Genomic DNA, 12,655 nt, shown 5'->3' on the forward strand with positions numbered 1-12,655 from the left:
CAGCACGGTGCGAATCACGCGCAACGACACACCCTATTACCGAAACATCTTTAATCGGTTCGTTTCAGTCGCGGACACCACCTGGCAAACATTTCGTCGCCGCGTGTCCGCGCAGCGCCAGCATGCCGTGTGTCCCGGCTGTTCAATGTCATCTACGCGAATGACATTGCACACAAACCAAAGTGAGCACGCGTGACGATAATCCTGGAACGCGCAGGCTCGGCGCCTACGGCAGGCGACCAGCCCCGGTCCAGCAGAGTCGCCCGCTGTGGCTATCGGGAGGTCTCCGTCCCAGGTCGCCGCCTCAGGCGCCGAGCAACAAGATCCCGGTCATCAGTAACGCACCGACCAGCGGACTTCGGTTGCACCGATGTCCTCGGTGACGACCCCGCCAAGGTTGCCCTCTGCGACGCTCTCGAGTCGGTGTGGGAGCGCGGCTGCAACTACTTTCATACACATCCCGACGTCACCGGGGTGGAGCTCTACCACTCTCGTCGACCGGGACCGAGGGATCGGTGGGCTTTTCGAGCAGCTCCTGGATCTGCGCCGGTGAGCACACCCGACGTAGAGACCGACAATGCGGTCCTGTCGTTCTCCTACGGCACGCTGCGTCGGCGTGATGCAGGGCCACCGGCAGTGCGCCTTCGAGCCTGGTTCATCACACATGTGTCCCGGTCCCCGTGAGCGGATCGTTACTGCCCGGACCATCGTCGGGTTCAGAGCGGTAACGCGTGCTTCCTACGGTCGCTCGAAAGGCCGAATCATCCGGTTCGGCACTGTCCCGCAAGGAGAGCCACGTTGTCCTACGTCAAGCCACCCGACCTGGTCACGGCGATGATCGACGCCGGTGCGTCCAAGGTGTTGATGTCCACACGCGACACCGTGATTCGCGCCTACATGGGCGGTGCGATACTCGCACTCGGCGCGGTGTTCGCGGTCACGGTCGGCGTGCAGACAGGTCAACCGCTCATTGGTGCGTTGCTCTTTCCGGTTGGGTTCTGCATTCTGTATCTGCTCGGCTACGACCTTCTCACCGGTGTATTCGTGCTCGCCCCGATGGCCTGGTTCGACAAGCGGCCGGGAGTGACCGGATTCGGGGTTCTCCGGAACTGGGGTCTGGTGTTCCTCGGCAACTTCCTCGGTGCATTCACCGTCGCTGTGATGATGGCGATCGTCTTCACCTACGGATTTGCGGCCGACCCCAACCAGATCGGCGAGGCCTTCGGACATATCGGCGAGTCGCGCACACTCGGTTACGCCGAGTACGGTGCCTCGGGCATGTTGACGCTCTTCGTCCGCGGCGTGCTGTGCAACTAAATGGTCTCCACCGGGGTTGCCGGGGCGATGATCGCCACCGACGTCCCCGGCAAAGTGATCGCGATGTGGATGCCCGTCATGCTGTTCTTCGCGATGGCATTCGAACATTCCGTCGTCAACATGTTCCTGTTCCCCTCAGGCCTGCTGCTCGGTGGCGACTTCACACTCCTCGACTACCTGATCTGGAACGAAATCCCTACCGTGCTCGGCAACATGGTCGGCGGACTGGTATTCACCGGCCTGGCCCTGTACCTCGCGCACCGGCACACCTCCGGCACCCCTGTTGCCGGCAGGGAAGCAGAGCTCGAGACACTCTGAAGAGGCTTCGACACGTGCCGACGGGGCATCCGCTGCGTCGGCACTTGTCTTCGCTTTGTGCCGGGTCGCGATCACCTACCGATCCTGGCACGGCGAGCGTTTCAGGAACGCACGACGCTTCCTTGCTCCGTCGAGGCGGCGGTGAACCCTCGCGAACAGCGTGGCAGAGCCACGGGGGCTCACCGTGCGCCCGGGCGCACAGTCGAGGGGTCTCATTCGGGCTGGTGCACCCGCAGATGCACGGCAGCTGCTCGTCGTGGTCTGACTGCTCTCACGGGGAACCCGGTCCGGCTGCGAGGAAGCAGAATTGAACCGCCCGCGCGACGTATCCGAATTCGACGACTCAGCGGTTGCCGTCCGGTTATGAGGGGTCGCCTGCTGTTTCGAGATGGTGATCAGGTGAGCAATCCTGGCGGGCCTTCCTGGCGATGATCTGGACCAGGTCGTCGAGTGCGGTGAGGGCGGCGCCGCTGTCACGGTCGACGAGCCAGCGCAGTACCACTCCGTCGAGCGCAGCCAGGGCGAAGCGTGCGATCTGGTCGACCGGAGTGCTCCAGGTGACGCCGGCCCGGTGTGCACATAGGTCGAGGAACGCGACGGCCTCGGTGTCCATGGTGCGGTACTGGTGGGTCGCGATTGCTCCGGCGGAGTCATTGCCGGCCCCGCGTTGGCGCAGGGCTTGCGCGGTGATCTCGTAGGTCAGCAACTGATGGTCGGGACTGGCTTCGATGATCGGCCACAGACCGCGAATTCCGGCCCCCAGGAGTTCCCGAAGACCCGCAATACCGCGCAGTTCCAGAGGACCGACCAGCTGACTGAAGGCCAGGCGCATCGCCTCACTGATCTCGAGGATCAGGCACTGCCCCATCTCGGTGAGAAGTTCTTCCTTGTGCTCGAAGTGGTAGTGCACCACCCCGAGCGACACCCCGGCGGCCTCGGCCACATTACGGATGGTCAGCGCAGCGACACCCTGTTGCGCGGTGACCGCGAGCGCCGCCTCGATGAGCTGTCCACGGCGAACATCAGCGGGAAGCCTTTGCATTCCCGGATCGTATGCGTTCGATCCTCTCGACGAGACGAATCCGGACCGCCACCGTGTCCCACGTCACGGTGTGCCCAGTCGGACCGTAGCGTCAGCTGCGGCTCCAGCGGCCAGCGTGTTGTGGCGTCACTCCCGGTGTCCCATTGGCGGTGCCGCCGAGCAACAGTGCACGATCGCCGGGGCTCGAAAATACTCGAGATTGCCCTGCCGGCGTCGAGACGATCCGTGCCGATGAAATCTGTGCGGCTCGGGGCCGGAGGCGAGATCGGACGTCCCGGTCGGGGCTACTTCGACGACAGCCACAGCCTGAATGCTTCGGCCGTCGCCGCCTGCAAAGTCGTCCCGCGGGTGGCGACTTCGATCTTCACCCGCCGCAGCAACTCCGGGTCCACGCGCGCGGAGAACTGCGGGAGTTTCGTTGCACCGACGGAGACTGGAGCGGCCTCGGCTGTAGTCCTCGGTAAGAGCGGATCCGAATCACAATCCGGCACCGCGATCTGCAGAACGGTGTCGCATGCTCCTGCGGAGTGCTCGTTGCCCATCTTCATCTCCTTGACGTACCGATGAGGTAGCTGTTCGACGAGATCGGCGGCCTCGGTGCCGCACCCTCGCGTGTTCAGTCCGGGAGGGCTGACTTTGCAGGCACATGTTGAGCGTTACGCGAAGTATCGGAAAAATTCTGTTGCCCACATTTACGACCAGAGCGGACGGAACTTGAAGCTGACACATTGAAAGATAGCACGAGTGATCGCAATGTAAATTGGTACCAGAAAAATAGACAAATACGAGAATGGTGACATCGGTCCGAAAAACGCGAGGAATTACCGTCCCTGTAATTGTTTGTCGCCGAGTACCGTACCGCCGGTATGAAATGGCATGCAATGTAGCTTGGTAACAATATTTCAATCATACTTATCGAACGTCCAACCAGTATAAATTAGCGAACCTTGCTGTACGTCCAGCCAACATGAAAAAGCGCACCTTGCTGTACGTCCAACCGAATGCAAAACGCGCACTGCCAGGCATGATTCGGGGTTCTCCTGCTCAGGCGCGTGCTTCTGGTTCTTGTGAAGAACAATTACTTTCCGCCGTGACGGCGGCGGTCACGCCTCTTCGGCCTACAGTTCTAAATCGACGAATTCCCGCAAAGCGCGGATTCGCCATTCGGGAGTAAATTAATTGATAACCGACACACCGCGCCGGTCGTTGACACATACCGGGTGGTTTGCGAATGATTCCTGCCATCAACCGCTCCACGGTGAGGGGAAATTCGTGACATCGGTGCATACTTCGATCCAGGCGCGTTCTCGGCGTCGCTGGTTTGTTGCGGGGGCGGCCATGGCGACCGCCGCGGCTGTGATCGTCTTCGGTGGAGTCGCGTCAGCGGCTCATCCTCCGGTCGGACTGGGGACAGCCACCTCCTTCGCGATATTGGCGGGCCAAACGGTCACCAACACCGGCCCTTCGATCATCTCCGGGGACCTGGGTGTCAGTCCGGGCAGCGCGGTCACCGGTTTTCCGCCGGGGACGGTGATCAACGGCACGCAACACGTTGCCGATGCCGTTGCGCTGCAGGCTCAATCCGACCTGACGACGGCATACAACGATGCGGCAGGACGGACGCCCGCCACCGCGGCGCCCCCCGATCTCGGTGGCCTGACTTTGGTGGACGGCACCTACAACACGGCCGGCCCGATGGGACTGACCGGCACCGTCACCCTCGATGCGCAGGGTGATCCCAACTCGGTGTTCATTTTTCAGGCCGGATCCACGTTGATCACCGCGTCGAACAGCACGGTCGCTCTCATCAACGGAGCCTCACCTTGCAACGTGTTCTGGCAGGTGGGTAGCTCAGCGACCCTGGGGACCAACACCACCTTCGTCGGAACCATCATGGCGTTGACCTCGATCTCGGTGCAGACCGGCACCACCGTGAACGGACGCGTATTGGCACGTAACGGCGCAGTCACTCTGGACACCAACACCATCACCCGACCCAACTGCGGCACGGTGCCGCCGACGTCCACGACGACACCGCCGCCGACCACGACAACTACGACCACGGCACCGCCGACCACGACAACCACGACCACGGCACCGCCGACCACCACTACGACCGTCACCAACGGTCCCATCATTCCGATTCCCATTCCGATCCCCATCCCCATTCCGATCCCCCCCGGCGGAGGCATCCCCGGCATCCCCGGCATCCCCGGCATCCCCGGTGTCCCCGGCCCTCCCGGCCCGCCGGCACCCCCCGGCCCTCCGGCACCCCCCGGCCCTCCGGCACCCCCCGGCCCTCCGGCTCCTCCGGCTCCTCCGGCTCCTCCGGCTCCTCCGGCTCCTCCGGCTCCGCCCGCTCCTCCGGCTCCCCCCGGCGGTCCTGGTGGACCTGGTGAACAGGGCGGACCCGGCGAACAAGGTGGCCCGGGTGAGCAGGGCGGACCCGGCGAACAAGGCGGACCCGGCGAACAAGGCGGACCCGGCGAACAAGGCGGACCCGGCGGCGGAGGCAAGGGCGGCCCTGGCGGCAACGGATACATCATCCCCAAGGGGCATCCGGAAACGGGGGCCGGCGGCACCACTCCACACTCCCGTGACAGCGTGCTTCTCCGATCCCTTGCAGTGCTTGCTCTGGCCGGACCGGGCATAGCGGCAGGCCAGGGGGCGCGACTGCGCAGGAGGCAGCGATGAGCGGCCCGAGCCCCGAGTGGTCGGACCCCGTCCCGGGCCCCGAGTGGCCAGGGCCCGAGGGGGCGATGGGCAGAGTGAAACGCTGGTGGGTGGTGGCAGCGGTCCTGATACTCATCGCGACCGCTGTCCTCGCCCTGCGCAGCTATCAGGAGTCGGGAGATCCCCAGCACGGACAGCCATCCGTCACCGACACCGTGCCGGCACCCTCCGACGGGGCGTCCGGCCCGGCACCGGTCGCGCTGCGGATCCCCGCGCTGGGGGTGGACGAAACACTCATCACTCTTGGACTCAATCCCGACGAAACAGTCGAAGTGCCCACCGATTTCGACAAGCCGGGGTGGTACAAGTTCGGGCCGGCTCCGGGCCAGCTGGGTTCGGCAGTGATCCTGGGGCACGTCGATTCCTATGAGGGTCCGGCGGTGTTCTACCGATTGAAAGACCTCGAGGCGGGAGACTCGATCGAGGTGAGCTTGGCCGACGGCACCATCGCTCATTTCGCGGTCACCAAGGTGGAGACGTATCCGAAGACGGAGTTCCCGGCCGAGGAGGTTTACGGCTCGCACGGTGATGAAACGCTGCAACTGGTCACCTGTGGGGGAGAGTACGACGCGGACGCCCGTAGCTACCTGTCCAACATCGTGGCCTACACCTCTCTGGTTGATACCGACAGCGGGGAAGCTCCGGCCGCTGCCGGCCAGAAATGATCTGGCAACCGGGAAGTCCACGGGAGGTGAGCATTCGGCCACCGTGGTCGGTTGTGGAGGCACGCTGTGGACTCGACGAGACTGTGGGGTACGACCCCGCGCAGGTTCTCGGCACGCCAAGATGTAGTCGATCAATCTTGTCGCCGCAGCCCGGACGTCCGGAGCAAGGTGCGCAAGAACCGGCCGTGGCACGCGCCTCCCTAGCAGGCGAATGTCATTGAACACGAACCAAAGTGAGCACGCAGGACGATAATCCTGGAACGCGCATGCTCAGTACATGCGGCGCGCGGTCATCCCAGTCGGGTGGATACGCCAGCTGTAGCTATCGGGAGGTCGCCGCCTCAGACGCCGAGCAACAAGATTCCGGTCACCAGTAACGCACCGACCTTGACCACTTCCAGGCCGATATAGACGTAGTGCGCGTGAGAACGGGGGACGTCTTCACCGGCGAGGACGCGGTCGGATCGTCGCGACAACCGGGGTCGGACACCGACCAGTTGCACCAGGAGCGCCGCGACGGCCGTCGCTCCTGCCACCACCACCCGGGCAGGTGGTCCGTCTATGAGGAGTCCGACAATGAGCAGTGCCGCCCACACCATCTCGGTGATGTTCAGAGCACGGAACACAAGCCGGCCGATCCCCAGCCCGAGCCGCACCGTCACCCCGGGTGCGCGGAACTTCAGCGGCGCTTCGAGGAACGAGATGGCGACAACCATCCCCAGCCAGGTGAAGGTCACCGCGATCGACACGGCATGCGCTGCGGTCACTGGCTCCTCCACTCCTGGTCCCGCCGGTCCGGCGAGCGTGATCTCAGACAGTCTGCACCAGGTCCGAGCCAAGTGGACAGCGCTGGATCGTCCGGCTTGACCAGGCAAGACGATCGGTGTCAACGGTGCTGGCAATTCTGGGTGCCGACTAGGATCGGTTCTCGTGCCTTCCTCCGCTGTCTCCGAACGGGAACGCGTCTCTTCGCCGACGCCATCACCTTCCTCGACTTCGGCCCGATCTTCGAGGCGTGGGAAGCGGACTTCGGTCGCACCTACGTCCTCGGTGACGACCCCGCCAAGATCGCACTCCGCGACGCTCTCGAGCCGGTGTGGCAGCGCGGCCGCGATTACTTTCATCCACATCCCGACGTCACCGGGGCGGAGCTCTATGCCCATGTCGTCGACCTTGCCCGGCAGAGTGGATGGGAGTTCGGTTCCTCGATCGCCGGGCATTTGGTCGGCGAGTTCCCGCACGAGAAGATCGCCGGTCACAAGACCGACTCCTACATCAAGCCGGGATCAGCCGGGCCGATGCGTCGGCTCGATGCTGCGGGTCGGCCGTGCCACTGGATCCTCGAGATCCACCTCGTCAATCGTGCCCGGGGAATCGGTGGTTTCTTCGAGCAGCTCCTGGACCTGAGGCGATGAGCACACCCGACACCGAGACCGACGGTGATCCTCTTGTTCTCCTGTCAGGGAGCGGCGAATCCTGCGGCGGCGAGAATCTGTCCAGGTGGGGAGATGTGAGTCAGTCCCCCGCTGGCCCTTGGCCGGAAGGCGGTGCTGCGGGCTCCGGTATGCGCCTCATGCGGAACGAGTTGAACAGCCCGATGAGACCGGCGAGGATGGGGATGAGCAAAGCGATTTGCAGGGCGAGCGGTCGTGCGTCGGTGTTGATGCGGATGATCTCGTCCTGAATCTCCGGGGGTTGGTCGACGAGCAGCTGTTCGAGCTGGGTGTTGCTCATGACTTCGGCGTCGTCCTCGAGCACCTGCGCCACCTGCTGCTGCTCTGTCGGCGGGAGCACGGTGCTCGATTCCGCCATCGCGGTGAAGGTGAGGGACAGCGTTGCGAGCATGATGGCGCCGGCGAACGCCAGCCCGAACGAGAGCCCGAACGATCCTGCCGCGGAATTGACGCTGGCGGCCTCGCTGATCCGCTCTTCCTCGATCGGTGCCAGTGTGTAGTTGTTGAGCTGGGACACCAGCAACCCCAGCCCGGATCCGGCGATCACCAACGGGATCACCAGGCCCCAGCCGAACTCGGCGCGCGGCACGATCGGGATCAGCGCCGCGATCCCGATCGTCAGAAGCACGAATCCCCAGCGGATGATGCTGCTCGGGCGTCGGTCGCCCGCCTTCTTGCCCGCGAGCACCGCCACTGCGAACATGCTGAGCGAGAGGGGTGCGAGGGACAATCCCGCCTGCATCGCGTTGTATTCGAGCACCATCTGCAGGTAGATCGGCAGCGCGATCATCGTGCCGCCCAGGGCGATCTGCTGGAGCATCTGCCCGGTGATGCCCAGTCGGAAGACCTTGGAGTGGAACAGATCCGGGTCCAGCAGTGTCGGTTTCCCCTGACGTTTGCGCCGCACGAGCCAGTACGTCAGTCCGGCCATCGCGATCGCACCGAGTATCAGGAGCGCACCGACGGATTCGCCGCCCTCCTGCCATACCAGGATTCCGAGCACGATCCCGCCCATGCCCAGAACGGAGAGGGCCGCCCCCACCAGGTCGATCACCCGGGGTCCCGTGTACGGCACATCGCGGACCAGTTTGATGCCGGAGAGCACGACCGCGATGATGACGACCTCGAGCACGAACCCGACGCGCCACGAGAGGTAGGTGGTGATGAAACCGCCGAGCAGCGGTCCGACGGCGGCGGCGATCGCGGCCGCCGCCCCGACCAGGGCGTAGACCTTCTTTTGGGCCGCTCCTTCGAAATTGCCGTGGATGAGGGACTGCATGGCGGGCAGCAGAAGTGACGCGCCGATTCCACCGAGTACGGCCCAGAAGATGATGATCGCCGTCAGGCTCTGCGCGAGCGCCATCGCCGACGCACCGACTGCGTAGCCGAGCAGACCCAGCACGTACGCCCGTTTGCGTCCGATGAGATCGCCGACCTTGCCACCGATCAGGATGAACGCGGCAGATACCAGCGCCTCGAGCGCAATCGCCGCCTGGACGCCGCTGACGGTCGTGTCGAGGTCGCGAACCACCGACGAGATCGACACGTTCATCAGCGATGTGTCGACGACGAGCACGAACATCGCCATCGCCAGCAGGAGTCCGAGCAGGCGGGAAGGGCCCACTGCCTTCTCGGAGGGATCGCTGGTCGTCGGTCCTTCGGTCATCGCAGACCCACCGTCCCGGCTGTCGTGTAGGGCGGCAATCCACGGCGAGCTACCCAAGACGTCACGGCCACCTCCTGGGCGCACACCCGCCCAGGTCCTCGGGCCCGGGTGGGAATGGGGTAGACGCGATCGCAACGTCCATCCCGCAACACCGAGTGTCTCATGTGTGGGGGCGACCTACCTAGAGAACAAAGAACCCGGCGGGGCGCCGGCCACGCAAAACTCGGAGGCGCCATTGTCGATGTCCGCCGGTCGGCTCAACGGATATCGTGCAATCAGGTGGTCGTCTCGGCGCTGCGCGAACTCAGGTCGGTGCGATCGGTTCGAACGGCCGGATTTCGTCGTCGCCGGGCCGGACCACCCCGGCCGAGGATTCCGGCACTTCGTTCCACGCACCTTCGAGGTCGCGGAGTGGCTCGGAGACCACGAAACGGGTCTCCCCGCCCAGGTGGTGCAGTACCTCGACCTCCGGGTGGAGGGCGCGCAGCTTCGCGATGCCGGTGGAGAAGAACAGTGACCTCGACTGCCGCTCACTCGAATAGCGGAAGATCCACAGCGATGCACCGTCGGTGGTCGCGACGGTCATCTGCACCGGATCCTCGACCCCGTGCGTGCGGCCCACATCTTCGACGAAGCCGACCGCGCGCGCAACGGCATCGAAGGGGTCGTCGACGAGACCGAACGTCAGGGCGAGGAAGAACAAGGTTTCGGAGTCGGTGGACCCCTCGATGTCGGGAAACAGGGCCGGGTCGACGGCCATCACCAACTCGCGTCTGATCTCGTGGAAACCGCGCAGGGCGCCGTTGTGCATCCACAACCACTGCCCGTGCCGGAACGGGTGACAGTTGCTGCGTTGCACCGGCGTCCCGGTCGAGGCCCGCACGTGGGCGAGCAGCATCGGCGTTCGCACTTGACCGGTGATCTCCCGCAGATTGCTGTCGTTCCAGGCCGGTTCGATGCTCTTGTACACCGCCGGTTCGGTGCCCTCGCCGTACCAGCCGACCCCGAACCCGTCACCATTCGTGGTCGTCGCTCCGAGACGCGAGTGCAGACTCTGATCGATCAGCGAATGTCTAGGGCGGAACAACAGGTCTTCCGCGAGGATCGGCTCACCCGAGTACGCCATCCACCGGCACATACATCAATTCAAGCAGAGCCGACCCTGTCTGCGACAGCCCCGACGGACACCGGTTCTCACCGCACCGGATCGTCGCCTGCCTGCCGTTTTCCGCCGCGCGTGTCAGGTGAGCGCCTTTGCCTTGAGGGTGTCGAACTCGGCCTGGGTGATGGTGCCGGCGTCGAGCAGTGCTTTCGCGTCGGCGATCTGTTCGGCAGCCGACTTCCCGGCCACCTCCCTGATGTAATGGTCGGTCGCCTGCTTCGCCGCGCTCTGCGCCTCGAGGTGCCGCTCCGCCATGCCGCGGCCCCGGGCGATGAGGTAGACGAACACACTCAGGTACGGCAGCACGATCAGGAAAATGATCCACAGCGTCTTGCCGAGACCGGACATGCCGCGGTCGCGGAACAGATCACCGAGGACCTGAAACAGGATCATCAGGTAGGCGACGAACGCGAACACCATCAGCGTGTACCAGAACAGGTCCCAGAATGAATCCAACATGGTATGACTCCTTCGAGTGCGGCGGCCGCGCATATGGGCTGCCTGGGTGCGGAGCAGAAATCAAATGTGCACGTTCACGAAGCAAGCATCCACCTCCCGGGCGCCTTTGGTTGGTGGTTTTGCGCAGATCACGGCCGCCGGGGCAAGCGAGGGGTCGATCCAGCCCGCGCGCGGTGACCACTGGACGACGCCGACCGGAATCTCGGCGAAGTACTCCGGGCATCTCGCTATCGGACTCGGCCGCGGACGGTGAAACGGCTGATCCGCCCGAGTAGTCTGTGCTGGCATGGCACGGGATGAGCGCGGTGTGACAGCCCAGAGTGAGGACTTCGCTGCCTGGTACAACGAGGTCGTGTTCAAGGCCGGCCTTGTGGATCGAGGTACGGCCAAGGGCACCATGGTGATCCGACCGTACGGGTACCGGCTGTGGGAACTGTTGCAGTCCGAACTCGACCGCCGCATCAAGGACACCGGTCACGAGAATGCGTACTTCCCGTTGCTGATTCCGGAAAGCTACCTGGGCCGGGAAGCCGAACACGTCGAAGGGTTTTCCCCGGAACTGGCGGTGGTCACCCATGCCGGTGGGAAAAAGCTCGAAGAACCGCTGGTGGTGCGGCCGACGTCGGAGACGATCATCGGCGAGATGATGGCCAAGTGGATCAGCTCGCACCGCGACCTGCCGCTGCTGTTGAACCAGTGGGCGAACGTGGTGCGGTGGGAGTTGCGTCCGCGAATGTTTCTGCGCACCACAGAATTTCTGTGGCAGGAGGGCCACACCGCGCACGTCGACGAGGCTGCCGCCCGCCGTGAGACGATGCTGGCGCTCGACATCTTTCGCGAGGTGGCACGTGAGCTGGCCGCGATCCCCGGGCGAGAAGACGCCCGGTGAACGGTTCGCGGGTGCCGTGGCGACGTACACGATCGAGGGCATGATGCGTGACGGCCGTGCGTTGCAGTCCGGCACCTCGCATTACCTGGGCACCAAGTTCGCGTCGGCTTTCGACATCCGTTTCACCAGCGAGTCGGGACGAGAGGAGTTGTGTCACACCACATCGTGGGGTATGAGCACCCGGATGATCGGTGGCATCGTCATGACTCACGGCGACACCACGGGCCTGGTGTTCCCGTCGCGGTTGGCGCCCCACCAGGTGGTGATCGTGCCGATCACCCGTGGCGGCAACGTTGCGGTCGAGGAAGCGGCCGACGAGCTTGCCCGCCGCCTGCGGTCGGTTGGGGTGCGGACCCATGTCGATGCCCGCCCCCAGCTCACCCCGGGGTTCAATTACAACGAGTGGGAGTTGCGCGGCGTCCCGGTCCGGCTCGAGCTCGGGCCGCGAGATCTGGAGGCCGGCACGGTGATGATGGTGAAACGGCTCGGCGACGACGGCAAGCAGTCCGTGCCGATCGACTCCCTGCCCGAGACCATGCCCGGGGTCCTGGACGACTTTCAGGCCTTCCTGCTCGCTCGTGCGACCGCGTTCCGCGACAGCCACACTCGGACCGTCGACAACTGGGAGGGTTTCGCGGACGCGGTCTCGACGGGGTGGGCACTGGCACTGCACTGCGGGATCGCCGCGTGCGAGGAGGAGATCAAGTCCCTCGCCGCTGCCACCCCGCGATGTGTTCCCCTCGGCGGCGAGCCGGAGACAGGTGTGTGCGTGCAATGTGGCGCGGCGTCGGCGTACGGCAGGCGGGTGATCTTCGGGCGCGCCTACTGACGGGGCGCACACGGTGTGTGCAGGGGTGGCTTTCGCCACCCCTCGGGGGACTATTCGCATGCCGGGTACTCGACGGACGCTGGGGATCTCGAAAGCCGACCACTCGGAGAGAGACGGCCCT

General features: G+C 64.6%; 8 protein-coding genes and 3 pseudogenes. 5 read left to right on the top strand and 6 right to left on the bottom strand.

Going from position 1 to position 12,655, the window contains the following annotated elements; translation table 11 throughout:
* Positions 1 to 798 precede the first annotated feature (798 nt).
* A pseudogene (locus tag QM806_RS12010) lies at positions 799 to 1,635 on the top strand (formate/nitrite transporter family protein).
* Between the two features lie 361 nt (positions 1,636 to 1,996).
* Here the strand turns inward: QM806_RS12010 and QM806_RS12015 are convergent.
* A complete protein-coding gene (locus QM806_RS12015) occupies positions 1,997 to 2,677 on the bottom strand; it encodes a TetR/AcrR family transcriptional regulator (protein WP_005568968.1) in 681 nt (226 codons plus the stop codon).
* A 284-nt stretch (positions 2,678 to 2,961) separates the two neighbouring features.
* Positions 2,962 to 3,225, bottom strand: coding sequence for a hypothetical protein (locus QM806_RS12020; protein WP_005568967.1), 264 nt, complete (start codon positions 3,223 to 3,225; stop codon positions 2,962 to 2,964).
* A 790-nt stretch (positions 3,226 to 4,015) separates the two neighbouring features.
* Between QM806_RS12020 and QM806_RS12025 the strand changes: the two genes are divergently transcribed.
* Positions 4,016 to 5,371 carry an ice-binding family protein gene (locus QM806_RS12025; protein WP_283291491.1) on the top strand — a complete coding sequence of 452 codons (1,356 nt, stop codon included), beginning with the start codon at positions 4,016 to 4,018 and terminating at the stop codon, positions 5,369 to 5,371.
* 92 nt (positions 5,372 to 5,463) lie between these two features.
* Positions 5,464 to 6,075 carry a class F sortase gene (locus tag QM806_RS12030; protein ID WP_283291493.1) on the top strand — a complete coding sequence of 204 codons (612 nt, stop codon included), beginning with the start codon at positions 5,464 to 5,466 and terminating at the stop codon, positions 6,073 to 6,075.
* A 341-nt stretch (positions 6,076 to 6,416) separates the two neighbouring features.
* On the opposite strand, the gene QM806_RS12035 is transcribed toward QM806_RS12030, so the two are convergent.
* On the bottom strand, positions 6,417 to 6,842 hold the full coding sequence (locus QM806_RS12035) for a hypothetical protein (protein ID WP_005566743.1): 426 nt from the start codon (positions 6,840 to 6,842) through the stop codon (positions 6,417 to 6,419).
* A 204-nt stretch (positions 6,843 to 7,046) separates the two neighbouring features.
* Between QM806_RS12035 and QM806_RS12040 the strand changes: the two are divergent.
* Positions 7,047 to 7,490: pseudogene (locus tag QM806_RS12040) on the top strand (M24 family metallopeptidase); the annotation flags it as partial.
* Between the two features lie 100 nt (positions 7,491 to 7,590).
* On the opposite strand, the gene QM806_RS12045 reads toward QM806_RS12040, so the two are convergent.
* The 3 genes from QM806_RS12045 to QM806_RS12055 form a co-directional block, all read right to left on the bottom strand.
* Positions 7,591 to 9,195: an MFS transporter gene (locus QM806_RS12045; RefSeq protein ID WP_169694014.1), complete on the bottom strand. Its 1,605-nt coding sequence runs from the start codon at positions 9,193 to 9,195 to the stop codon at positions 7,591 to 7,593.
* Between the two features lie 304 nt (positions 9,196 to 9,499).
* Positions 9,500 to 10,321: a class II glutamine amidotransferase gene (locus tag QM806_RS12050; RefSeq protein ID WP_283291495.1), complete on the bottom strand. Its 822-nt coding sequence runs from the start codon at positions 10,319 to 10,321 to the stop codon at positions 9,500 to 9,502.
* A 114-nt stretch (positions 10,322 to 10,435) separates the two neighbouring features.
* The gene (locus tag QM806_RS12055) at positions 10,436 to 10,816 is read right to left on the bottom strand and encodes an SHOCT domain-containing protein (RefSeq protein ID WP_005256028.1); all 381 of its coding nucleotides are present in this window, start codon (positions 10,814 to 10,816) and stop codon (positions 10,436 to 10,438) included.
* A 286-nt stretch (positions 10,817 to 11,102) separates the two neighbouring features.
* Between QM806_RS12055 and proS the strand changes: the two are divergent.
* Positions 11,103 to 12,534, top strand: a pseudogene (gene proS / locus QM806_RS12060) (proline--tRNA ligase).
* Positions 12,535 to 12,655 lie beyond the last annotated feature (121 nt).

This window comes from Rhodococcus sp. IEGM 1351, from assembly GCF_030056875.1.
In the GTDB taxonomy this organism is placed as follows: domain Bacteria; phylum Actinomycetota; class Actinomycetes; order Mycobacteriales; family Mycobacteriaceae; genus Rhodococcus_F; species Rhodococcus_F opacus.